This window comes from Gemmata palustris (genome assembly GCF_017939745.1).
In the GTDB taxonomy this organism is placed as follows: Bacteria; Planctomycetota; Planctomycetia; order Gemmatales; family Gemmataceae; genus Gemmata; species Gemmata palustris.
Genome location: NZ_JAGKQQ010000001.1, coordinates 693399 through 718313, shown reverse-complemented (window position 1 = coordinate 718313; position 24915 = coordinate 693399). Strand labels below are relative to the sequence as shown.

Sequence of the window (24915 nt, the reverse complement as noted above, 5' to 3'; positions counted from 1 at the left end):
CCGACCGTGGGCTTTCGCGCACCTCACCTTACAATACCCGCACTTCCCTCCCCTCTCCGTTGCAGGAACGGTTACCGATGCCCGAATACCGCACAGAAACCGACAGCATGGGGCCGATCCGCGTACCGGCGGATCGCTACTACGGCGCGCAGACGGCCCGGTCGCTCACGCACTTCGCGATCGGCGCGGACACCATGCCGCGCGCCGTGATCCGCGCGTTCGGCACGCTCAAGAAGGCCGCAGCGCTCACCAACAAATCGCTCGGGCTCATGTCCGCAGACAAGTGCGACCTCGTGTGCAAGGCCGCGGACGAAGTCATCGCCGGGCACCTGGACGATCACTTCCCGCTCCGCGTGTGGCAGACCGGGAGCGGCACGCAGACCAACATGAACGTGAACGAGGTGATCTCGAACCGCGCGATCCAGATCGCCGGCGGCGCGATGGGGTCGAAGAAGCCGGTCCACCCCAACGACGACGTGAACATGTCACAGTCGTCCAACGACACGTTCCCGACCGCGATGCACATCGCCGCCGCGGAAGAGATCGTTCACCAACTCGTGCCCAGCGTTCAGCAACTGCGCGACACGTTCGCCGCGAAAGCCAAAGAGTTCGCGGACATCGTGAAGATCGGGCGCACGCACCTGATGGACGCGGTGCCGCTCACGCTCGGCCAGGAGTTCGGCGGCTACGTCGCGCAGCTCGATTACGGCATCACCGCGCTCAAGGCGACACTGCCGATGCTGTACGAACTCGCGCTCGGCGGCACGGCCGTGGGTACGGGCCTGAACGCGCACCCGGAGTTCGCGGTCAAAGTGGCGAAGCAGATCGCGGACCTCACCGGCCAACCGTTCGTCACCGCGCCGAACAAGTTCCAGGCGCTCGCGGGCCACGAGCCGCTGGCGTTCGCGAGCGGGGCGCTCAAGGCGCTCGCCGCGGGGCTCATGAAGATCGCCAACGACGTGCGCTGGCTCGCGAGCGGCCCCCGGTGCGGGCTGGGCGAGCTCACGATTCCCGAGAACGAGCCCGGTTCCTCGATCATGCCGGGCAAAGTGAACCCGACGCAGTCCGAAGCGATGACGATGGTGTGCGTACAGGTGATGGCGAACGACGTCGCGGTGGGCATCGCGGCGTCGCAGGGCAACTTCGAGCTGAACGTGTTCAAGCCGGTGCTGATCCACAACTTCCTGCACTCGGTCCGGTTGCTCACGGATGCGTGCCGTAGCTTCCGCGAGCACTGCGCGGCCGACATGCCCGAAACGGACTACGAGGCGCTCGAGTACGGCGTCGGCAAGGACAGCGGCATGGTGGAAGTGGACCAGTCCAAACTCAAGCCGAAGACCGGCGGGAAGACGCGCAAGGGCATCGACGCGGAGCGCAAGCAGATCGCGGCGTACCTGAACAACTCGCTGATGCTCGTCACCGCGCTGAACCGGCACATCGGGTACGACGCGGCCGCGAAGATCGCGAAGACCGCGCACCACAATGGCACCACGCTCCGCGAAGAGGCGATCAACCTCGCCCCTCCGCTCAAGGACGGAAGCGGTCCCCTCACCGCCGAGAAGTTCGACCAGATCGTGCGCCCGGAGAAGATGACCGGACCGGGAGCGGATTAAGCGAACGGCCGGTCTTTTGGGCGCTCCCGCCCACAATGCGAGTCACAGCAAGTAGTCACGAGAGGTGAACCCCGCCCGCAAGGGCGGTGGGTCGCAGCCATGTGCGGCAAGCCGCAACTGTGTGCCGCGGGCCGCAGTCACCAACACGTTGCTATCGTCCCCTTGTCTGCGATCACCACATCGGCCTCGCGTTCGTCCAGCGCCCCAATCCCGGTGGCGCCGAGGGATATTTCTGCCGACCTGTCATTGGCTAACATTCGCCAACACTTCACTTCCTAATCACCTCCGTCCCTCGAAACGCTTTTATGTTGACGTGCGATTCGGTCGGTGTGCAGTTGAGCTGACAAAGTAGGTAGTCGTCAGCCTCAACTTCCGCCTCTCGATCTTGTCTTCAAATCGATTATCGACGACAATAGCCATCGACATAGTAGTGTTTGTTCCCACCTTCCGACCGCTCCGAGACTTGGCCAGCGGTTGTCGCTGACGCGAAGTTGACTGAGCTACTACGTCGACCTCTCCAATTTCTTGCCCACGCCATGCAGAGGATCGTATGTATCGCCACATTAATGATTTACGGAGAGCATTTACGCTCATCGAATTACTCGTCGTCATCGCGATCATCGCGATCTTGATCGGATTATTGCTGCCGGCCGTGCAAAAGGTCCGTGAGGCGGCCGCCCGGATGACCTGTGCCAACAATCTCAAGCAAATCGGACTCGCAGCCCATAACTACCATGCGTCCTACGAACGACTGCCGCCGGGGTACTACGGCGGTAACCCGGGCAACCTCAACGTCAACGACACCGGGTACTCGAGCGCAATGCTCACCGGGACCGGCACCCTGCCCGTACTGTTGCCCTACATCGAGCAGGACAACATCTACAAGCAGATCAACCCGCTGATGTTCACCGATTCTAATTTTCCCGCCACGACTCTGCCGGGGTACTGGGAGACGGACGCCAACACCTGGAACATGGCCCAAGTTAAGATCAAAACCTACCTTTGCCCGTCCGACTCCGACGTGCGGGCCAAGTACACGATGGCGTACTGGTACTACACGAGCCTGACCGCGAACCTCGGTGCCGACTCGGTGGGGTTCTCCTACTGGACCAGCGACCAGAACTTGGCCAAGTCGAACTACGCCCCGGTCGGCGGCGGTTACGGTCAGAACGGCAGCACCAGTTCCCGGTTCGGCCCCGGGGCCAACCTCCGCAAGTACGCCGCCACCTATGGCAACCGTTCCAAGACCACGCTCCAGGGCATCACGGACGGCACGAGCAACACGCTCGCGTTCGGCGAAGGCACCGCCACTGGTAACGGCAATTTCATGTGGCACTGGTACAACGTGACCGCCATCCCCACTACGGCGGGCCTCAGCAACGATCCGAACGCCGCGAGCGCCCAGTTCCGCTTCGCCAGCCGACACACGGGAATCGTTCAGTTCGCCCTGGGTGACGGGTCGGTCCGTGGCATACGGCCTGGGGCGACCACCACGAACGGGACGGTCGCCGGTACCCCGGCCTCAAGCGACTGGTGGGTACTCATGCGTCTGGCGGGCACGGCGGACGGAGAGGTTCTCGACAACTCATTCGGGGGTTGACCCGCGACGCGACCGATTCATACCAAACCCAAGAGGTTCCAATGACATACGCACTCAAGAAGAAGTTCCGTCCGACCGGCTGGCTCGTCGCCGGCTTCCTGGCCGCGATCGCCGCCGCCGGATGCGGTAACGGGAACAAATCAGAAACGCCCGCGCAGTTCTCCCCGCAGCCGACCACTCCGCCTAACGGCGGCCTCCCAAAGAAGGCGGGTGACAAGACGAGGGGACCGGGGGACAAGAGCAGCGATTAATGATCGGGCCAATCGAGATGAAGCCCTTCGGGGCCGTAGGCCGGCCCCAATTTCTCACCTGAGTAGGCGAACGGCCGGTGTCAGCCGGCCGGTGTTTTTGGGTGAACCCGCCCGCCAGGGCGGTGGGTCACAGCCACCATCACTGCAAGCGGCCCGCGCTCTCGAATACCACCGCCCTGGTGAGCAGTGTTCGCCTTGTTGCGCTCACTGACCATCGCCCAAATAGTACCGCCCGGAGGTGCGGGGACACCACCGGGCGGCCGGGAGATCGGACCCACGCTGGGGTACGATCTTAGTATTAACGTAAACGTATTACGCTCCTGGTTCAATGGGCAAGGAGCATTTTTCGGCCGGTGCGACTCGACACACGTCTAACGCGGTAAGAAAATTCGCGCGCGGCACAACTATTTGTTAAGACGCCTCGTCTTGACTGAACCGGGGCACCCCGCGTCGCCTGCCACCATTTCCTGGAGCAATCTCGCATGCGTCACCTGATGACGGCGGTCGTCGCCGCCCTCGCGCTCGCGGTTTCAACGAGTTCGGCCTTTGCCCTGCGGATCGCAGCGCCGCCGCCGCCCGCACAAATGGCACTCACCGCGCCCGTCGTCGTGACCGGCAAAATCACGGCCATCGAGAAAGACACCGTTGACGGCACCTCGCCCTACGCCGGAGCGAACGACAAGGTCGCGTACAAGGTCGCGGTGGTGAAGATCGACAGCGCTCTCGTGGGCGCGAACAACCTCACGCACATCAAGATCGGCTTCATCCCGCCCGCCAAAGCGGACCCGAACGTGAAGCCGCCCGTCGGTGGCGGCCGGCCCGGGATCGGGCGCCCCGTGTTTCAGGCGCCGGAGCTGAAGGAAGGCCAACAGATGGCGTTCTTCCTCACGAAGCACCCGACCGCCGACTTCTACGTCATGCCCGGTATGTACCACCCGGTGGATATCACCACGGATGCCGGCAAGAAGGCACTGGAAGAGGTCAAGAAGGCCACGGCCGTGCTCGCCGACCCGATGAAGGGCCTGAAGAGCGACAAGGCCAACGTGCGCACCGAAACCGCCATGATTATGGTGACGAAGTACCGCGCCTACCCGCTCACCGGTGGCGACGTCAATGAGGTCGCGATCCCGGCCGAGGAGAGCAAGCTCATCCTCAAAGGCATCGCGGAAGGCGACTGGACGAACAAGCCGCGCCCCGGCGCCGCGTTCACCCCGAACGCGCTGAATGCCTTCTACCAACTCGGACTCACCGACAAGGACGGCTGGACGGAGCCGATGTTCCCTCAACAACAGCCGGGCCAACCGCCGATCGATTTCGGCGCCATCACGAAGGACGCCTTCGTCAAGTGGCTCGCCGGTGCCGGCAAGGACTACCAGATCAAGAAGGTCGTGCCGAAGACGACCGAGAAGTAAGGGACCAGACGCGGACAACTGGGGTCGAGGAGCGGGGCACTTGATTGGCCCGTTTCCCGACCCTGCTCCTTAAAAATCGACTCCTCTGGCACTGATCCCGACCTTTTACACCGGGTGCCCCGTGATCCGCACTGCGCTCGTCGCGCTCGCAGTATTCGCATTCGCCGCCCCCGTCCGTGCCGATCGGGTCGCACCGATCGCGTCCCCCGTTCAGCGCGCGCTGCGCTCACCGGTCGTCGTCATCGGTAAGGTGACGTCCGTCGAGAAGGACGTCGTAGACGCCCCGCTGTACCCCGGCGCTACGAACAAGGTCGCGCACAAGATCGCGGTCGTGAAGGTCGAGACCGGTCTCGCAGGTGCCGCGAACCTCACGCACCTCAAGATCGGTTTCGTCCCCCCCGCGGCCGGGTTGCGGCGCGGCCCGGACAACCCGGAACTCAAAGAGGGCCAGGAGTGGCTGTTCTTCGTCACCAAGCACGCGGACGGCGGGTTCTACGCGATCCCGTACCTGACGCCGCCGGTGGAGTCGAAGGCCGCCGACTACAAGGCCCAGGTCGAGAGCATAAAGAAGGCGCTCGCCGCCATCGCGGACCCAGCCAAGGCCATGAAAGCGGAAAAGGCCGAGGACCGGTACAACGCGGCCGTCGCGGTCGTCTACAATCTCCGCTCCGTGCCCGAAGGCACGCGCGGTGAGATCGAGAACGTTCCGCTCACGGCCGAGGAGAGCCGCCCGATTCTCAAGGCTCTGGCCGAAGGGAAGTGGAAGGCCGAGATCGCGTCGCAAGCGTTCAACGGGTTCAGCGTGTTCTCGATGCTCGGACTGGAAGAAGCCGACGGCTGGAAACCGCCCGAACCGCAACCCGGCCAGGAGTTCACCGAGCAAACCCGCGAGGTCTTCGCCAAATGGCTCGACGGCGCCGGCAAGGACTACCGAATCAAGAAGATCGTACCCAAGAAGTGATTTTGTTAGGTGGGTCAAGGCTTTGCGCAGGACACCGTCTGATATCGTCTCGAGTTGATTTCTGGCTGTAGCCGACCTCGTAGAGACCGGGGAGCCACTACCAAAGGGTGGCCCGGCCTCGCAGAGGCCGGCTACAGAAAACCATTCACCCACAGTTGAGTGTTACTCGAAAGGTTTTCATGACTCGCAAACTGCTCGTTGCGACCGTGGCCGCGCTCGTTTTGGTGGCACCGGTCGAAGCCAAGCGCATCGCTCGCAACTTCTCGCCGACCGAGAAACTCGTCCGCGCGGACGCGGTCGTGATCGGTAAAGTGTCCGCGATCGAAAAAGAGCTCGTGAACGCGACCCCGGTACCGGACGCGCCCGATAAGCTCTCGTACAAGGTCGCGGTCATCAAGATCGAATCCGGCCTCCACGGGGCCGCGAACGCCACCCACATCAAGGTCGGGTTCCTGCCGCCCCCACCGGCTGCGCCGGCCGCAGCCGGCGCCCCGCCGGGCCGCCCCATTCGCGGCGGGCTGCCGCCGATCAATCTCACCGAGGGGCAAGAGGGGCTGTTCTACCTCACCAAGCACCACTCGGGCGACTTCTACACGATCAGCCCGATGATGCCCCCCACCGACGCCAAGGCCGAAGATTACAAGGCGCAAGTCGAGCAGGTCAAGAAGGGGCTCGCGGTCCTCGCCGACCCGGTGAAGGCGCTCAAGAGCGAGAAGGCCGACGATCGGGCCTTTGCCGCGCACGTGCTCGTCAACAAGTACCGCGCGTACCCGGAGGGCGGAGGTGAGGTCGAAGACGCGAAGGTCCCCGCAGAGGAGAGCCAACTCGTTCTGAAGGCCATCGCCGCGGGCGACTGGAAGCCCGACCCGAACGCGAAGGATGCCATCAACTTCTACCAGGCGTTCGGCATGCTCGGGCTGAACGACGACCAGGACGGCTGGAAGTACCCGATGGTGAAGCCCGGCGAGGACTTCACCGACAAGACCAAGGAAGCGTTCGTTAAGTGGCTCGACGGCCCCGGTAAGAGCTACCAGATCAACAAATTCGTGAAGAAGAAGTAGCGCACCGGCGACAAGTTTGAGGTGGGAATCGGAACCCGCTGCGATCGATCGCAGCGGGTTCCGTGCTTTTTACCCCCGCACGCGCTACTTGCGGCACACGAGGTACTTGCGAATAACACGCGCACCGGCCAGAATTCATCCAGGGGAACTAAACCGCCCGCCCGCCCGTCCGAACCGGTAGGTCCACACCGCTGGCACTCGCATTTGGTGAACTGGGAGCCCTCATGTTGTTTCGCGGACGATCCTTCAACCCGTGGCTCTGGGCCGTCGTGATAGCGGGATTGTCCGTCGCGCAGGGCGCGGCCCAACCGCCCTCCCCGCTCGACCTGGTGCGCGGGTTGCGCGAGAACGGGCAAGTCGATCTCGCGATGGAGTACCTCAAGCAGTTCGAGGGCAAACCGCTCGCCGGTGCCGACAAAGGCGCGTTCCTATTGGAGCGCGCCAAGTGCCTGCTCGAGGTGTCCGAGTACGAACCGGACGAGGGCACCCGCCTGGGCATGATCGCCGAAGCGAAGGAGGGGCTGAACACGTTCGTGCAGGACTACCCGGACCACCCCCGCGCGGTGGAGGGGTTACTCTCCGTTGCCAAGCTCACGTCGCTCGACGCGAAAGAGATCCTGAGCCGGGCGCGGAAGATGGACGTCCCGCCGCCCAGCGACGACGCGGACGAGCGCCAGGCGCGCGAACAGGCCCAACATAAACAGGCCAAGGAAGCCGAGAAAGCGCGCCCGCTGTTCCAGCTCGCGTCGAGCCGGTTCGCGAGCGCCTCCGCGAAACTGAAGGCCCGACTGGACGACCCGGCACTCGACCCGGGCGCCAAGAAGGGCCTAGAGAACGAGGCGTTCGAGGCGGAACTCGCCAGCGGCATCAACCAGTTCAGCATCGCCGAAACGTTCATGCCCGAAGAGATCCTGGACGGCCCCCAAAAGGAGCAGCGGAACAAGTTCCTCGAACAAGCGCGGAGCAAATTCGACAAACTGGACCAGGGCCCGCCCACGAGCCGGTCCGTCTGGGTCGCCCGCGCCTGGGTCGCGGAGGTCATTTACGAGCAGAACGACTTCGGCACCGCCACCACCAAGGTCGGAAACATTCTGAGGGCGACGGCGCCCGAGGCCGAGGACGGTAAGCGGCTCGCCCGGTTCTTCCAGCTCCGCCGCAACGTGCGGGCCGCACTCGCCGAGCGCGTGGCGGCGAAAATCACCACCAGCGAGAACGAAATGCGCCGGTGGTTGACGGAGTTCGGGCGCGCGCAGAAGCCCACGCCCGAGGTGTACGCGGTCCGCTACTACCTCGCCCGCTCGCTCCACTTCCAGGCCGACGTCGCGACGCCCCAGCCCAAGCCACCCGCGGTCCTCGCGATCGGGGCGGCGGCCCGCAAGCAGTTGGAAGAGGCCGAAAAACTCTACCGCGGGCTGGCCCAAACCGACCACGAGTACACCGCCCGCGCCGCCCGCTACCGCACCGCCGTCGTGCGCAAACTGCTGGGCACCGCGGACCAGAACCCGCTCAGCTACGAGTCGTTCGAGAAGGCGCAAATGGCCTCGCTCATCCAGTTGAGCAACTTGGTCTCGGCCGAATCTAAAGAGGCCAAACTCGGCGCCGATCCGAAAGCGGACCCGAAGAAGGTCGAAGAGGCCAAGTCCGAAGCCCGGTCCGCGCGCCACCGGGTCATCGCCCTACTGGAACGCGCCCGCGAACTGGCGACCCCGCAGGACAGCCTCGCCGACGTCACCGACGTGCAACTGCGGCTGATCTACTTCTACCAGCAGAACGAGCAGTTCTACCAGGCCGCGGTGCTCGGCGATTTCGTGGCCCGCACGGTGAAGACCACGGGCGGCAAGTCGGCCCTCGCCGGGCTCCTCGGGCTCAACGGCTACCTCACCGCGAGCCGGGTCATCAAGGCCGAGGAGCGCGACGCCCTCGCCGCCGCGCGCCAGTGCGACCGCGACCGCGCTGTTGCACTGGCCCGGTTCCTGGACGAAAAATTCCCCAACGACACCGCCACGGACTCCGCGCGCCACCAGCTCGCCGGGCTCTTGACCGACGACAAGAAGTACATGGAGGCGTTCGACGTTCTGGTGAAGGTGCGCCCCAGCTACGCGCAACTCACCAACGCCCGGTTGCTCGAGGGCTTCGTGGTGTCGCAACTCGTTGTGCCCCTCGACTCGAAGTTGTCAAAGGACGACAAGGCGCGCCTGTTCCGCCGGGCCACAAGCGACCTCGCGAAGATCCCTCAACCCGCGCCCGTCGCGACCGTCGACGAGGTGCGCAGCTACCTGTCGGCCCGGTGCCGGCTCGCGGCAATGATGCTCGCCCAGGACCGCGCCGACGGGGAAACGGAGCGGACCAACGCCGGGTTCAACCAGGCGCTCGACCTCGCCGGGAAAATTCTCGCCGAGGTGCCCGCGTTCGAGTGCATGGTCGGCGAAGAGAAGAAACTCAATCTCGACGGCCAAGAGATGCACCTCCTCGCCCTCGATACTTACACCCGCGCGCTCTACCTCCGCGCCCGGGCGATGACCGCCAACAACCAGTTCGAGGGGGCACTGGCCCTGGTCAAGCCCGTACTCGATCAGGTGCAGGCCGGCGGACCGCTGTTCACCGGCGAGATGAAAACGTGGGCCGCGGGCGCCGGGAACCCGGAACCGGAGGCCAAGTCGAAGGCCCGGAGCGCTCAGCTCGCGGCGAACATCGATAAGAACCGCGTGGACGTGATCCTGGCCGCGTTCCGCGTTCAGGTGCGGCAGGGGAAGGCGGCCGAGGCCTCCAAGCTCCTCGACCTCATGGTGCGTGCCGGCGGTACCGTGGACGAGAGCCTCCCGCTCCTCGAGCCCGTCGGCCGCGAACTGGCGGCCCTCATGGTGACCCGCCAGAAGGAGGGCAAGGCCGAAGAAGCCAAGAACCTCGGTGCGGGCCTCGGCGTGCTGCTCGAGAAGATTCGCGCGGTGAAAACCCTTCCCGTACCGTCGCTCCTATTCGTCGGCCAGACGCTCCAGTCCATCGGCAAGAACGCCGAGGCCCTCGAGACGCTCAAAAAGGTACCCGCCCCGACCTACCCGGATTGGGACAAGAAGAAGCCCGAAGAGTTCCCGGAAGCGGACCGCGGAAAGGTGCTCAACCAGGTCCGCGACCACGCGCTCGCCCAGCACTCCATCGCGAAAGCGCAGATCGAGTTGAAGCAGTTCGCCGAGGCCGAAAAGTTGCTGAAGGGGGTCGTCGGCACGCCCGACAAACCCGGTTGGGGGGCGAACCGGCTCTACTTCCGCAAGGCGCTGGCCGAGCTGTTCGAGGCCAAAGGCGCGGCCGAACCGGACCCGAAAAAGGCGAACGCCGAGTGGGGGCAGGCCGTCCGCGAGTGGGGCGCCCAGGTCGGGATGCAGCGCAACCGGCTCTCCAACCCGCCGAAGGACGCGACGCCCGATCAACTGGCACAGTTCCGCAACGCATTCGCGGATGCGTTTTTCGACGTCCAGCGTTGCACCGTGACCGCGAACCAGCAGCTCCAGAAGAGCCAGCCGGACAAGCTCCAGAAGACCTACGACGACGTGGGCAAACGGCTCACGGAGATGGAAAAGCAGATCGTCGCGGCCGACTGGCAGCCGGAAGTGCAAAACCGGTACTTCGAGTTCATCAAGGCTAACCCGCCCCTCCTGAATGCGTACAAGGCGTCCGGTGGGAAACTGTTCCTGGAGAAGATGCCCCCGCGCCCGTAATTCGCGAATCGGGCACTGATCGGGCGCCGTTGGTGATTCCGGGTTTTCGGACCCGGGTCGCCAACGGCGCCGGTGTTCATTCCGTTAGGGCTGCGCCGGGGCATCGCCCGCCCCTTCAAACTGTCGCGTCCCTCAAAAGTCGAGGCTCCTCATGTCCCGAATCGCGTGGCTCGTGGCCGTATGCGGGTTGGCACTCGCACCCACTCCACTGTTCGCCGCGGACAACAAGCCCCGGGACCAAGTCGAGAAAAGCCTGGGTATTCTCCTGGACCAGAAAGTCGACCTGGGTGACAAGAACGTCAGCGAAATCCCGATCTTCGAGCTGCTCTCGTTACTCTCAAAGCAACACGATCTGAGCTTCGTCATTAGCGAAGAACGGTTCAAAGAAATCGGCCGCCCGTACATCAAAGAAGAGAAGCCGAAGCTCGCGGCGACGCGGCTCAAAGGGGTATCACTCTACCAGTTCCTCACGGTGGTACTCGACAGCGCAGACGCGACGTTCCTGATCAAACAGAGCGGGATCGAAATCGTGCCGGTCGAGTACGCGGCGCGCGTCACAAAGGCGCCCGTGAGCGACGGCGCAGGCAACCCGCGGCTCGACGAGCCACTGGTAAGCGCGATCGTGAAAGAGAAGCCGCTGAACGAAGCGGTTGCGAAGATCGCCGAGCAGTACGACCTGACGGTAATCGTCTCACCCCAAGCGGGCGACGCCAAGACCGGTTTCGTTACGGCCCGGCTCCTGAACGTGCCCGCCAACAAAGCGCTCGAACTGCTCGCGGTGCAGTGCGACCTCCGCGTGGTCCGAAGGGGCGCCGCGTTCCTCATCACGAGCAAGGACCAGGCGAACGAATTGTTCAACGAGAAGTTGGACAAGGAGCGGCAAAAGATCGAGGTCGAGAAGTTGCGCGAAGCGCCCGCCAAGTCCCCCGCGCCGCCCGCTCCCCCGGAGAAACCGTCGGAAAAGCCGGTCCCAAATTAAGGTGCGACGTAAGCCCCGGTGTCGTTGGCGCGTCGGATTTTTGGCCCCGAACCACCAACGGCGCCGGTGCCGTTTCCGTTAGGGCTGCACCGGGGCCGCGCCCGCCCCTATTAAGTGTCGCGTCCCTCAAAGTCGAGGCTCCCCATGTCCCGAATCGCGTGGCTCGTGGCCGTCTGTGGGTTAGCACTGGCGCCCACTCCACTGTTCGCCGCGGACACCAAGCCCGCGAGTAAGGCGAGCACGGCCGAAACACTTCGTGCCGCGCTGCAAAAGCAAAAGGTCGAGATCGACGGCACGAAGATCGGCGACCTGACGCTGGTCGACGGTCTCAAGCAACTCTCGAAACAACACACCGTCTCGTTCGTCGTTCTGGAAGAAGAGTTCAAAGCCCAGAAAGTGACTGATATCAAGGACAAGAAATCGTTTCTCAAGACGCTGGACACAAAAGACTTGTCCGTTTCCCAGTTCCTCAACGTGTGGCTGACGACCCTCGGTGCGACCTACAACGTGGCTCCCGATTACGTCGAGATCGTCCCAATCAGTCGCGTGAACAACGACGCGGCGAAGACGGTCGAGAGAGATCAGGCCGAGAGAGATCTCAACACCCTACTCACCCGGGAGATCGACCTGGGCGAGAAGAACATCAACGAAATCCCGATCTTCGAGCTGCTCTCGTTCCTCTCGAAGCAACACGATTTGAGCTTCGTCATTAACGAGGAGCGGTTCAAAGAGGTTGGCAGCCCGAACTTCAAAGAGGAGAAACCGAAACTCACGGCAACGCAATTCCGTGGGGTATCGCTCTACCAGTTTCTCACGGCGGTGCTCGACAGCCTGGGCTCGACGTTCCTGGTGAAGCAGAGCGGGATCGAAATCGTACCCACCGCGTTCGCGGCCGAAGTCACCAAATCCACCACCACCAAAATCACCGAAGTGCGCGTGCGCCTGAACGAGCCCCTCGTGTCGGTAATCGTGAAGGATAAGCCACTGAAAGAGGTTGTTACCAAGCTCGCCAAGGATTTCGATCTGAACATTGTTATCCTGCCCCGAGCCTGCAACGGGGACGTGAAACCCGCAACGATCCGCCTGTTGAACGTGCCCGCGGACAAGGCGATCGAGGTAATTGCACTTCAATATGATCTTCAAGTCGTGCGAAAGGGTACCACGTTCCTGCTCACCCGAGAAGACGGTAACTAGCGGACCGGCGCGCACGCGCCGTGAAACACGTTGGGGATGACGTGTCTCCTGTAGCCGACTGTTCGAGGTCGGCTGCAGGAGACACTCAAAACAAGAGCACATCATATCGCGTCACAAATCCTCAAGTTTTTGCTTGTCCGATCCGAGGCCCACGCTATAGTCCCGCCCGCCGGTACCCCCTTACCGCGGAGGACACTTATGTCGTCTCGTTTCCCCGCCTTCTTGGTCGTGCTCGTTCTCGCCGCCGTCTCTTCTGCCGAACCGCCGGCGCGCGAGTACCGCGTCACCACTCCCCCCGCCCCGGACACCGAGACACAAATCGCCTGTCAGGTCCGGGTACTGACCGTGCGAGACGACCTCTTCGAGCGCCTGGGGCTCGATTTCAAACCGACAGATTCGCTTTCCGACGCGCAACTCCGCTCGCTGTTGGAAGCGGCCCAGGGCGACCGGCTCTCCAATGTGAGCCAGACCCCGAAAGTCACCACGTTTGACGGCCAGGAGGCCGTCGTTCGGGCCACGCAGCAACAGCTCTTCGTCACCGGGGTAGAGGTGACACTGGTCAAAGGGAAGACCGTCCTGGTCCCGAAGAACACCCCGATTGAGACCGGTACCACTCTGACCCTGTGCGGTCGGGCGTCCGCGGACCGAAAAACCGTCACCATGCGGGTGGGCTACAAGGACGCGCGGGTCGAGGGGCCGGTCGAACTGATCCCGGTTACGACCCAGATCACCCCCGTCTTCGAGGGCGGCTCCCAGGGCAAGCCGATCCCGTTCACACAGTACCTCCAGGCGCCGAAGGTCGAGACCCTGACCGTCGAGAAGCGGGATTTAACCGTCCCGTCCGGCGGACACGTGATCGTCGCCGGGCCGACCCGGACGCAGGAGGATCGCTATGAGTTCGGCCCGCCGGTTCTATCGAAGATCCCGTACATCAACCGGATGTACAAGAACGTGGGCGTCACGCGGACGACCGTGCGGACGTACCTGATCGTCTCGCCGCTCGTGCTCCACGTGCCCTAGGAACCGGCGCGCCGATAAGTGGGAAAGCGGGGGCACGAGCGGGGTCGAACCGCCGTGCCGTTCCCGTCCACATCGAAGTAACGTGAACGAGCGGAGCTACACAGATACCAGAACTCAAAGCTCTTGGAGCAAGGGACGGCCCTTCACACGCGACACCGCACCGACGCCGGACCGACTTTTTATTAAAGCGGTCCAATCTTGTTCGCGGGGTGTCGCGTCTGGTAGGGTGCGTGAGTTCGTTCCGGCCCCGGCGCGCACGCCGGGGTCGTCACATCTGTGGAGCCGTGTTCAATGCGCTCGACCCTGTGTCGGATGTTCGCGGTCGCCGTGTTCACCGCGACCCCGGTGGTGACTCCGTCGCTCGCGCGCGGGGCCGCCCCCGCGCCGGCGGCCACCGCCAAGACCACTTCCCCGATGGACGCCGCGCGCAAAGCGCTCGACGAGGTCGGGGACATGAACTACCAGGGCAAGTCTCTCAACGAGGTGATGGGCGACCTCAAGGAGAGGGCCAAGGTCAGCGTGACCATCGACCCGGCCGTGTACCAGTTCGGGCTCGACCCGAACCAGCCGAATGTCACGGTCGTGCTGAAACAGGTCAAGTTGAAGGACGGGCTCCAGCAGGCCCTGGCCCCCTTCAATTTGAAGTGCGGGCTGACGAAGGACGGGTTGTACATCTCTACCGAAGAGGGGCTGGTTACCAAACAGTTCCGCCAGCGCGTGAGCGTGAACTGCGAGGGCACCGCGTTCGGCGCGGCCGTGAAGCAGCTCTCGGCCGATTGCGGCGCGAACATCGTGCTCGACCCGCGCCTGAAGGACAAGGTCAACGCCGCCGTCACGCTGAAATTGGACGACGTACCGCTGGAAACGGCCATCCGGCTCCTGGCCGAGGTCGCGGACTTGGGCGCGGTGCGGATGAGTAACGTGCTGTTCGTCACCACAACGGAGCGCGCGGAAAAGTTGCGGCCGAACGCCGACGGGCCGACGCAGCCCGCGCCGGGTAACCCCGTGTTCCCCTTCCCCGCCGGTGGCCCCGGCGGTCCGGTTCCGTTGCCCGGCATCGGTGTCCCGGGAATAGTGCTGCCGGCTAACCCGGCTCCGGCGCAGGATCTGCCGGCAGTTGCACCGCCCGCGCCCGCTACTCCGCCCCCGGCCCCACCCGCGCCCGGAAAGCCATAAGCTGGGGCCTCTGCCACCTGTTTGTCGAGTTCCGTTTCCTTCCCGTGCAGTTCCAGTTCGATCCGCTTGCCCAGAAATTCGACGAGCACGCGACGACCAAGATCAAGCTGCAACAGCGGTCGGGGGTCGTGCCGAAGCTGAATTCGGCCGGAACAAATCGAGGTGCAACTGAGGGCGCCGAGTAGTGCACCGACGCCCGGCTCCCAGCTGCAGAATGCGGTGGTGTGAAGCACGGAGGTAGTCCGAAGCCATCGGCAGTTTACCGTGGCCTTATCGACCTACACCCGCGAGATGTGTCGGGCAGTAAGCACTGGGGCCGGCACTTGGCCGGCCCCGGTGATTGTCACTTCTTTCCCTTGAAGGCGTACAGCGTTTTCTCGGTCATCACGTACAGCACGCCGTTGGTCACGTGCGCGGTCGAGCGGATGGGGGCGTCGAGTTCGATCTTGGCGATCAGGTACTTGTCGGCCACCTCTTTCTGCCGCGCCTTGATCTGCTTCCGCGCCTCCTTCAGTTCGGTCGCGGTGATACCCTCCAATTCGTCGATCTTCGCCGGTGTCTTCTCGTGTTTGAACACGAACAGGTCGCCGGAGTCGGTCGCGAGGTACACCTTGCCGTCGACGAAGTAGGCCGATCCCCAGATCGACGCCTTCGTGTCGTACTTCCAGTAGTGCTCCCCGGTCTTCGCGTTCATGCAGTGGATCTGCCCGGCCAGTTCGGAGATGTACAGGATGTCGTCCACGATGCACGCGGTGGACATCGTGCGCCCGAACTTGAAGTCCCGCAGCGCGAACTTGCGCGCCTCCTCCCCGCCGAAGTGCCAAACGACGCACGAGTTCGGGTTCGGCTTCTCGCCGATCACGTCCTTGCCGTCCGCGCCCTTGGTCTTCACCTCCAGCACCCCCGAGATGTCGCCCTTCTTGTCCTTCTTCGGGGCGATGCAGAAGAAGTGCGAGATCCCGGTGCTGTGCTCCGGGTCCTGGCCGAGCCCGATGTAGATCTTGTTGTCGTAGATGACCGGGGTGCCGATGTAGTCGCTCCGGGTGCCGGTGCCGCCCAGTTCGTACACGGAGTCCTTCGGGTTCCCGTCGAACTTCCAGATGAGCTCGCCCGTCTCGGGGACGAAGCTGTAGACCCACCCGTCGCCGCCGGGGAAGATCACCTGTTTGACGCCGTCGATCTCGGCGTAGGTCGGGTTCGACCACTGACCGTGCATGATGTTTTTGCCGGGCAGACTGTTCTTCCACAGGAGCTTGCCGGTCTTCTTATCGAGCGCGATGAAACTCGGGGCGTTCGGACTGGGCAGGTTCAAGTGCCCGTCGTCCACGCCGTTGGCTGTGTGAACGAAGAGGATGTCGCCGACAATGAGCGGGCACCCGGCCGACATGTTGTGCGGGAACACGTTGAGTTCCTTCATCATGTCGTACTGCCAGACGACGTCGGCGTCGGTCTTCTCCTTGTACTTCTCGCCCTGGAACCCCTGGTTGCCGTCCGCGAACCCGTTGGCGTCCAGGCACATCACGGTGCAGCGGTTGCTGACGTAATACACCCGGTCGCCCTCGACCGTCGGCGTGGCGCACACGCCCTCTTCGGGCCAGTCGTTCACGCGCCCGGATTCCAGTTTATCGTGGACCGCTTGCCAGAGGAACTTCCCCGTCTTTTCGTCGAAGCACATCAGCACGCCCTTGTCGAGCGGCTCGACCATGCCGTCCTTGGTGCGGTGGATGTCGCGGTCGTTGCGCGGGCGCTGGTTGTTGGTCCCGACGTAGATGCGCCCGCCGGCCACGGTCGGCCCGCCATAGGCCTTCGACCCGAGGTCGGCCTTCCACAACAGAACTTCCTTGTCCTCGGGCTCGAACTTGCCGGGAATGTTCTTGTCGGTCAGGTTCACCATGTTGCGGGCCACGGTCCCGCCGAACATGGCGCTGCCGCCCTTGTCGTTCTTGGGCTGGCCCGGGGGCGGATCGACCGCCACCAGTGCGGAGCCCCCGGAGACCACGTAGCGCGCGCCCGCCGGAGGACACGCGCCCTCTGAGCCCCCAGCGGCCAAGAACAGTGCCCCCGCGGCCAGCGCGACGAGGGCGACGAACCGGGTCGGCCGCGATCGGAGTTGGTGCATCATCATTCGCTCCTTGGATCGGAGGGTGAGTTTGATCGAGTCATCCGAGTCGTGTTGATTGATTTCAGCAACCGGCCCGTCGCACGGGCCGGCCGCTTACCGAAACGAACCCACGCGAGTCGGCGTCACTTCTTGGCGTTGGGGGTAATCGTGATGTTGTCGTAGTAACAGTTCGCCCCGGTCTCGACGGCGGTGCTGTTGGTCACGTACCCGTACAAGCCGGCAGCGCCCACACGGTTCGGGCTGGGGTCTTCGAGTTCGACGGTCCACGCCTCCGGTTCCGGGTCGCCCTTCTTCCACACCTTCCCGCGAACGATCGCCGTCTTCTCCTTGTGCTCGATGGCGAGTTTGGCCGTGTACCACACGCCGGGCTGCCAGTCGAAGTCCTCGACCCGCGTGATCCGCGGGCGGGCCTCCCAGGACACCAATCGGAGCTGGCGCTTCTTGCTATCCGGGTCGGTCTTGCCGTCGAGAACGAGCGTGTAGCGCGAGTTAATGAGACCGAAGTCGCCCATGCCGCCGCGGATCTGCGTGCCCATGAGGTCCGCCTGGATCGTGTAGTTCGCGGCGTCCGGCAGGGTGATAAAGGCGTTCGCCTTGGCCAGCGGCGGGCGCGGGTCGTTGTTGCTCTTCATCAGCACCTGGTTCCCGTCCGGGAGCTTCACAACGGAGAATTTACCGTTGGCGTTCACCCACCCGCTCGGGGACGAACCCGCCGGGGTTTTCTCGAAGTCCTGCTTCCAGGGGACCAGTGCAGCAACCCGGACCCGAGCCCGGGCCTTGATGCCGCCGCTATCGAACTCGACGTACCCCTGTTGCGAGGGGATCGGAGCAACAGTCAGTTCCCCGTTCGCGACGGTGCCCTGCAGCGCGGGCGGTTGGGCGCCGGTGGGCGTCTTGGCCGGGAGCGGGAGCGACCACACTGCCGCGGGCGACGGGCGGTTGTCTTTCACTTCGCGGCCGTTCGCGTCCACGAACACTACCTGGAACTGGACCTTCTCGCCGGGCTTCAGCACCACGTCCGCCGGGAACAGGCGCGCCCCGGCGATGGCGCTCTCCTGGAACGGGGTCTCGGCGGGCGGCGCGGGGTACTTGGCGGTTTCGGGCTTCGTGTCTGGTGAACCCAGGCACCAGAGGCTCGCCGCCGAGACAAAATAGACGTGCCCGTTCACGGCGATGGGGGTACCGTTGGTCTCGGAGTAAATCCCCTTCGGCTCCTTGAACCGGTACTCGAACGTGTCCAGCTCGTCGGGCTTCTCGTTGCCCTTCAGCGTGAGGATGAGCATCCGGCGCTGAACGTCGTTGATGTAGACCTTGCCGTCGGCGATGAGCGGCGACCCGCGGACCTCGTTCGCGTAGCGGTACTTCCACAGAGGCTTACCGGTTTTCGCGTTGAAACAGTGCAAGTCACCGACGTCGTCCGGGGCGTACAGCCGACCCTCCGCCAGCGCGGGGGACGCGAGCCCGAACCGCACCGACTTCTTGAACTCCCACACGAGCGTCGGCTTCCCGTCCTTGTCGAGCTTCGAGGTGTCCAGGCAGATGATGCGCCCGTATGGGCCGCCCTCCGGGTTCTCGTCGCCGTGGACGGCGTAAATGAGGTTGCCGTCCGCGATCGGGGCCGGGTTCGCCGCCCCCGCACAGTATTGATAACTCCACACGCGCTCGCCGGTTCGCACCTTGACCGCGTGCAGGTAACCGTCCCCGCCCCCGGTTACGAGGACGCGCTGACCGTTCAACACGGCCACGATCGGGTGCGAGCAGTAGGTCTCCTTGCTCGGGAACCCCGCGTCGAACCACCACACCACTTGCCCGGTCTTGCCGTCGAACGCAACGAACCGGTTGGTCCCGCGGGCGAAGTCCCCCCAGCTCGAACTAATCATCCCGACGATGACCAGGCCGCTGTCGAAGATCGGGGACGGGATGCGCCCGCCGTACCCGCTCGCCCGGCCGTACTCTTCGGTGAGGCTGTGTTGCCAAACGAGTTTGCCGTCCTTGTCGACGCAGAGCATCAGCCCGCCGGTCGTCTGCGCGTAGACGTACCCGGTGGCCGGGTCGCCGGTGAGCGGCGCCCACGCGAGCCGGGTGGACACGATGTCCGTGTGGAACACGTTGACCCGGTAGGTCCAGAGCAATTTCCCCGTCTTCTCGTCCACGCAGACCATTTGTTCAGATTCTTCGAGGCCGGTGCCGGTCCCCTGGAGCACGTACACGCGGCCGCCCATCACCAGCGGCGCGCACCGGCCGCCGTAGGGGGCGGACCAGATCACGTTGCCCTTGGCGCCCGTCGCCGGGTTGAACTCGGCGGGCAGATTCTTCTCGCGCGAGAACCCGTTCTGCTCCGGCCCGCGCCAGTGGATCCAGTCCGCGGCGCGAGCCGAAGACCCGTCTGTAACGAACGCGAGCGAGAGCAAGAGGAAGGGGAGGGTTCGCGAGAGGGACATAGATACTCCTCACGGGTGGCGGGTACTGGTCCTCGTGTCGCCTTTGGCACGGCGCCGGACGAGGAGACGCGGTCTCAGAGCGTTCGCGTCCTCAGTGGGGTAATAAGGTACGAATGAGACCGTGTTGTGGTGAAAACAGGAAGGTTCATTCCCGACGGGCTTCTCGACCGTACCGTGCTGCGCGCCTGCGCTTACACGCGGCTCAAGGAATTGTACAATGTGGCCGACCGAGCCGGTACCCGGCCCCAGAACGGAATGTGCCCCACGAGCCGCCTCACGCGAATGGCTCGGTCAGGCCGGTAAGCGGACGTGAAGAGTGAATTCGCCGATGTCGCTGGTGAACGCGACGAGTACGCGCGATAGAACCGCGAGCGCGGGCGGGCCGGTCGCGACGGTCGGGGTACCGAGCACGAAGTGAAGCGGTGTGCCGACGAGGAGCGTTTTCGCCTGACCCGCGATGACGTTGACGACCTCACCGAGGCAGTCGCGCATCATCTCCGGGTCCGGCGCGGCGGTGACGTCGGCCAAAATCAACTTCGCGAGCGCGGTCCCAACGGCCCCGGTGAAACTCAGCACGAAGTACCCTTCCCCGGCCCGCGTCGTCACGACCAGAACCGCGGAAACGTCCGCGAACCCTTCGAGTGCGGACGCGGCTCCCGCGGTGCGCACCGCGGACTCGACGCCGACCAGCGCGCGCAACGCGCCCGTAACGGCCTCGTCGAGCGTCGCGACCAGTTCGTCCGACGTGGTCACCGGGTCACCTGCTTCGCGAGTTGATGGAACCCGCCCTTAATGTTCTCGACGCGCTGGAACGGGGTATCGAGATTGAGAGTCGTTTCGGCCCCGCCCAACAGTAAGTAACCGTCCGGGCACAGTACGCGAGCCGCGCGCTGGAGGACGGCCTTTTTCGTGTCCACATCGAAGTAGATCATCACGTTCCGCAAGAACACGAGATCCATTCTCGGCAACGCGGGCCAGGGCTTGGTCAGATTGAGTGCGCGGAACTCGACCGCCCGGCGCACGTCATCGGCCAGTTGCCAGGTGGTCCCGGTCTGTTTGAAATAGCGCACCATCAGAGCGGCCGGCAGCCCGCGGTTGATCTCGACCTGGTTGTACCGCCCCGCTCGGGCCTTCGCGAGCACTTCCTCGGACAAATCGGTCGCCAGTACACTTACGTTCCAGTCGGCCAGTTCCGGGAAGTGCTGGCGGACCAGCATCACGAAACTGTACGCCTCCTGCCCCGTCGAACACGCCGCCGACCACACGTTCAACTGGCGCTCGCCCGCGCGGCGCCGGATCAGGTCCGGGAGCACCGTGGTTCGCAGGCTCTCGAACGGGTCGCGGTCGCGGAAGAACAGCGTCTCGGTCGTGACCATCGCCTCGACGACGCGGGTCTGGAGGTCCGCGTCGCGCGTCGCACGCAGCTTCGCGATCAGCGCGCTCACGGACTCGAGTTGGAACTGCCGCGCGACCGGCGCGAGCCGGGTATCAACGAGGTACTCCTTGCCCGAATCGAGGACGATCGAGCTGCGCTCGCGCACGAACTTGCACACGAACTCGTATTCTCCGGGGGTCATCGCGCCTCCCGACCGGCGCGGAGCCGGCGCACGATCTCGGGCGCGATCAGCGCGAGGGGGAGAACTTTGTCGGCCAGCCCCGCGCGCGCCACGAACCCCGGCATCCCCCAAACGACCGATGTGGCTTCGTCCTGTACGACGACCTGCCCGCCGGCCGCCTTCACCGCTTCGCACCCGCGCAGCCCGTCCTGGCCCATTCCCGTGAGCACCACCGCGAGCACGTTCGGCCCGTAGACCCGTGCGACCGAGCGGAACAGCACGTCGGCGGCCGGGCGGCACGAGTTCTCCTGCGCGCTGCGCTCGATGACGAGTTTTACACCGGTCGCGTTGCGCTCCACACCCATGTGATAATCACCGGGGGCGAGCCACGCCCGCCCGGGAGCGAGCGGTTCGTCCGCCAGCCCTTCTGCGATCGGCAGTGGGTTCTGCGCGGAGAGCCGTTGGGCCAGCAGTCCGGTGAACACCGGGGGCATGTGTTGGACGATAAGCACTGGAACGGCGAGGTCCGCTGGGAGGCCCGCGAACAGAGTGGTGAGAGCGCTCGGGCCACCGGTCGAGGCCGCGACCGCGACGACATCGACGCGCGCCGGCAGCGCCGCGAATGCCCCAGAAGGGCCGGCCCCGGGGCGCCTGGTGCTCGGCGGTGTCAGGCCCGCGGACCGGTGCAGGCCCGGCGGCGCGAGTTGCACCCGGGAGCCGCAAATCGCTTTAATTTCGGGAATCAGTTCGTCACGGATGATGCGGAGCGAGTCGCCCAAACCGCCCGTCGCGGCGGGCTTCGTGAAGTACTCTGTCGCGCCCAGCGAGAGCGCCTCGAGGGTCTCGGTCGCGCCGCGCTCGGTGAGCGCGCTGAACATGATGACCGGGAGCCGCGGATCTTTCTTGCGGATCTCGCGGAGGGTGGCGAGGCCGTCGAGTTCCGGCATCTCGACGTCCAGGAGCACGACGTCGGGTTTCACCTGTGAGAGTTTGGTGAGCGCGATTTTGCCGTTGGCCGCGGTGCCCACGACTTCCAGTGCCGGGTCCGCGGAGAGCTCCTCCGTGACCATGCGCCGGAACAGGGCGGAATCGTCCACGACGAGGACGCGGATCTTGGACACGCTCACGACTCCCCGAAGACGTCGAGGAGGCTCAGTTTGGCGACCAGGATCTCTTTGGTGAAGGGCTTCATCACGTACTCGTTGGCCCCCGCATCGAGCGCCCGGACGACCTGCTCCTGCTCGGTCTCCGTGGTCACCATCACGAGCCGGACCGGGTCATAGGCGCGGGTCGCGCGCACGGCCTTGATGAACTCGAGCCCGTTCAGTTCGGGCATGTTCCAGTCCACGAGAACGAGCCCCAGATCGGGGTTCGCGCGCATCCGGTCCAAGCCCTCGCGCCCGTTCCCGGCCTCGATCACCTCGATCCCCATTTCCGTGAGGATCTTGCCAATAATGAGGCGGACCGTTCGGGAGTCGTCGAGAACCATCGCGCGCATTCGTCACTCTCCCGTAAACCAAGTCCGGTGGGTGGCTCGTCCCGGTTGCCCATCTGACCGGGCAGACGATCTTGCAACCATCGCACCGAATTACTCAGTTTGGAACGGGTTCGTTGCGTGAACAGGGACCGATCACCGCGCGGGTGCGGCTTCAGATTACTAGGACGCGATTCCGGGTGCTGTACGCCGGCGCGAACGGAAGGGTCCAAACGCCCACCACGAGAGAACTGGCCCTGTGCCCTCGTGATAAATTTCGCGCCGCAGAGGCGCTCCAAAAGCGCCGTGCGTACCTTCTACTCGCTCCGACGAACCAGCGGCACCACTACATCTTGAGCTGCGCAACGAGCTGTTGGAGCCCAACGGCCATACGAGCCAGTTCGTCGGCCGCGAGTTTGGTGTCGTTGGCCCCTTCGGTCGTGCTCCGGGCGGCTTGAGCCACGCCCGTGATGTTCAGCGCGATTTCCCCACTCCCGTGTGCGGCTTCAGCCACGTTGCGGCTCATCTCACCCGTCGTGGCCGTTTGTTGTTCGACCGCGGACGCGATGCTGTTCTGGATGTCGTTAATCTGATTAATGATCTTACCGATCTGGCCAATGGCCTCGACCGCCCCTCGGGTGTCGGTCTGAATGGCCTCGATCTTACGGCTAATGTCTTCGGTCGCGCGGGCGGTTTGCTTGGCGAGTTCCTTGACCTCGTTGGCGACGACCGCGAACCCCTTGCCCGCTTCACCGGCTCGAGCGGCCTCAATGGTCGCGTTCAGTGCCAAGAGGTTCGTCTGTTGGGCGATCGAGGTGATGACCTTCACCACGTTACCGATTTCCGTACTGCTCTCCCCGAGTTTCGCGATCATGATATTGGTCCTCTCCGCGACTTTAACCGCGGCCGTCGCGACCTTCGCGGCATCGGTCGCGTTCTTCGCGATCTCCTTAATACTGGCGCCCATTTCCTCGGTACCCGCGGCGACGGTGCCGATGTGCTCGCTCACGTCCTCGGCGGCACCGGACGCGACGTTCGCCTGGGTCGCGGTCTCCTCGGCGTTCGCCGCCATTTGTTGGCTCACGGCCGTCAGCTCGCGGGCAGAACCGGCCAACGATTCCACAGTTTGTTCCAGGGTCGCTTCGATCTTTTTGAGGTGCGTTACGTCGGTCGCGTACTTGACAACCTTGTACGGCTTGCCGTTCAAGTCGATGATGGGGAAGTACGCCCCCCGGGTCCAGACTTCCTTGCCGCCCTTGCCGAGCTGCCGGAACTCGCCCGTCTGATATTCCCCGCGGACCAGGCGCGCCCAGAGATCTCGGTACGCCGGGCTGTTGCGCTCGGCCTCCGCTACAAACATGCCGTGGTGGTGCCCGCGGACCTCTTCCAAAGAGTAGCCCATCATGTGAAGGAAGTTCGGGTTGGCGCTCACGATGGTGCCGTCCAACTCGAATTCGACCACCGCCTGGACCCGGCTGAAGGCCGTGATCTGGCCCGCGTAATATGCGTCCCGCTCGCGCGCCGCCTGGAGCGTGCCGATGGCGGTGTCCAGTGCCTCACCGACGCGGCCGACCTCGTCGCGCGACCGGATCTCGGCCCGTTGAGTCAGGTCGCCCTTAGCGACGGCTTCGAGGACCGTCATTGCCCGACTGAGGGGGCGGGTCACCGATACGGTGAGTACCACGCCCAGCGCAATCGCACTGAGTACCCCGACCGCACTGATGCCCCAAAGAGTGGCCCGTGCCTCCGCGTGTAAAGCAACGGCCTGTTCTTGCTGTACTTTCGCTTGTTCGTTCTGGTTCTCGATCAGCTCGTTGAGCAGCTCGTTCAGCCGGCCCGCGTTCGGGATCGCGGAATAAATGATCCGCTCGGCCCGGTCCAACTCGCCGGCCCGGACCGCGGTCTCCCCGGCCTCAAAATCCCGCTTCCACTCGTCGAACCGGGGCAAGAACTGAGCCCACAAGTGCTTCTCGCGGTCGGTCATCGGTAGGGATTCGTACTCGGCCGTCCCCTCGCGGATGTACCGCCAAGCGTTCTCTTTAACCAAAACGGTCGTGGCCCGCACCGGTTCGTCTTTGGCCCGCAGCGCCATCAGATTAGTGCGCTCGGCCCGCTGTGCGGCGAGCACCCCGCTCCTCACCTTCGCGAGCGCGTAGAGGGACGGGACGAGGTTGGTGCTGGAGTTCGTCATCAGCACGTTGACCTTGTTAATCGAGCGAACGCCCCAGTAGCCAACGAGCGCACAGACCAGGGCAATGAGAACGAACCCGCCGACGAGTCGGGGACCGATCGGAACGTTCGTGAGTAGCGCGAGAGCGGAGCGGGTCATGGCGGACTCGTGT

General features: G+C 64.3%; 18 protein-coding genes. 11 read left to right on the top strand and 7 right to left on the bottom strand.

Annotated features, from left to right (window positions below; all coding sequences use genetic code 11):
* Positions 1-77: 77 nt before the first annotated feature.
* From fumC to J8F10_RS02825, 11 genes are all read left to right on the top strand, one after another.
* Entirely contained in the window at positions 78-1613 is a 1536-nt protein-coding gene (gene fumC / locus J8F10_RS02875) for a class II fumarate hydratase (protein WP_210652378.1), read from the top strand.
* 550 nt (positions 1614-2163) lie between these two features.
* Positions 2164-3213, top strand: coding sequence for a DUF1559 domain-containing protein (locus J8F10_RS38290; RefSeq protein ID WP_246522826.1), 1050 nt, complete (start codon positions 2164-2166; stop codon positions 3211-3213).
* Positions 3214-3254: 41 nt separating this feature from the next.
* Complete coding sequence (locus tag J8F10_RS02865) at positions 3255-3464, top strand: hypothetical protein (protein ID WP_210652377.1); 210 nt, start codon at positions 3255-3257, stop codon at positions 3462-3464.
* A gap of 482 nt (positions 3465-3946) precedes the next feature.
* Complete coding sequence (locus J8F10_RS02860) at positions 3947-4876, top strand: hypothetical protein (protein ID WP_210652376.1); 930 nt, start codon at positions 3947-3949, stop codon at positions 4874-4876.
* Positions 4877-4997: 121 nt separating this feature from the next.
* On the top strand, positions 4998-5837 hold the full coding sequence (locus tag J8F10_RS02855) for a hypothetical protein (RefSeq protein WP_210652375.1): 840 nt from the start codon (positions 4998-5000) through the stop codon (positions 5835-5837).
* A 179-nt stretch (positions 5838-6016) separates the two neighbouring features.
* Positions 6017-6898 carry a hypothetical protein gene (locus J8F10_RS02850; RefSeq protein WP_210652374.1) on the top strand — a complete coding sequence of 294 codons (882 nt, stop codon included), beginning with the start codon at positions 6017-6019 and terminating at the stop codon, positions 6896-6898.
* Between the two features lie 224 nt (positions 6899-7122).
* Positions 7123-10611, top strand: a complete 3489-nt coding sequence (locus J8F10_RS38285; protein ID WP_246522824.1) for a hypothetical protein — start codon at positions 7123-7125, stop codon at positions 10609-10611.
* A 151-nt stretch (positions 10612-10762) separates the two neighbouring features.
* A complete protein-coding gene (locus J8F10_RS02840) occupies positions 10763-11590 on the top strand; it encodes a hypothetical protein (RefSeq protein WP_210652373.1) in 828 nt (275 codons plus the stop codon).
* A 144-nt stretch (positions 11591-11734) separates the two neighbouring features.
* On the top strand, positions 11735-12784 hold the full coding sequence (locus tag J8F10_RS02835) for a hypothetical protein (RefSeq protein ID WP_210652372.1): 1050 nt from the start codon (positions 11735-11737) through the stop codon (positions 12782-12784).
* Between the two features lie 198 nt (positions 12785-12982).
* A complete protein-coding gene (locus tag J8F10_RS02830) occupies positions 12983-13804 on the top strand; it encodes a hypothetical protein (RefSeq protein WP_210652371.1) in 822 nt (273 codons plus the stop codon).
* Positions 13805-14095: 291 nt separating this feature from the next.
* Positions 14096-14980, top strand: coding sequence for a hypothetical protein (locus J8F10_RS02825; protein WP_210652370.1), 885 nt, complete (start codon positions 14096-14098; stop codon positions 14978-14980).
* A 343-nt stretch (positions 14981-15323) separates the two neighbouring features.
* On the opposite strand, the gene J8F10_RS02820 is transcribed toward J8F10_RS02825, so the two are convergent.
* The 7 genes from J8F10_RS02820 to J8F10_RS02790 form a co-directional block, all read right to left on the bottom strand.
* The gene (locus tag J8F10_RS02820; protein ID WP_210652369.1) at positions 15324-17105 is read right to left on the bottom strand and encodes an outer membrane protein assembly factor BamB family protein; all 1782 of its coding nucleotides are present in this window, start codon (positions 17103-17105) and stop codon (positions 15324-15326) included.
* 119 nt (positions 17106-17224) lie between these two features.
* Positions 17225-19543 carry a PQQ-binding-like beta-propeller repeat protein gene (locus J8F10_RS02815; RefSeq protein WP_210652368.1) on the bottom strand — a complete coding sequence of 773 codons (2319 nt, stop codon included), beginning with the start codon at positions 19541-19543 and terminating at the stop codon, positions 17225-17227.
* Between the two features lie 291 nt (positions 19544-19834).
* Positions 19835-20296 (bottom strand): chemotaxis protein CheX, encoded by a 462-nt coding sequence (locus J8F10_RS02810; RefSeq protein WP_210652367.1) that lies wholly within the window; start codon positions 20294-20296, stop codon positions 19835-19837.
* On the bottom strand, positions 20293-21120 hold the full coding sequence (locus J8F10_RS02805) for a CheR family methyltransferase (protein ID WP_210652366.1): 828 nt from the start codon (positions 21118-21120) through the stop codon (positions 20293-20295). Before J8F10_RS02805 ends, J8F10_RS02810 begins: the two co-directional genes overlap by 4 nt.
* The gene (locus J8F10_RS02800) at positions 21117-22220 is read right to left on the bottom strand and encodes a protein-glutamate methylesterase/protein-glutamine glutaminase (protein ID WP_210652365.1); all 1104 of its coding nucleotides are present in this window, start codon (positions 22218-22220) and stop codon (positions 21117-21119) included. Before J8F10_RS02800 ends, J8F10_RS02805 begins: the two co-directional genes overlap by 4 nt.
* 2 nt (positions 22221-22222) lie before the next feature.
* A complete protein-coding gene (locus tag J8F10_RS02795; protein ID WP_210652364.1) occupies positions 22223-22597 on the bottom strand; it encodes a response regulator in 375 nt (124 codons plus the stop codon).
* A 322-nt stretch (positions 22598-22919) separates the two neighbouring features.
* The gene (locus J8F10_RS02790) at positions 22920-24902 is read right to left on the bottom strand and encodes a methyl-accepting chemotaxis protein (RefSeq protein WP_210652363.1); all 1983 of its coding nucleotides are present in this window, start codon (positions 24900-24902) and stop codon (positions 22920-22922) included.
* Positions 24903-24915 lie beyond the last annotated feature (13 nt).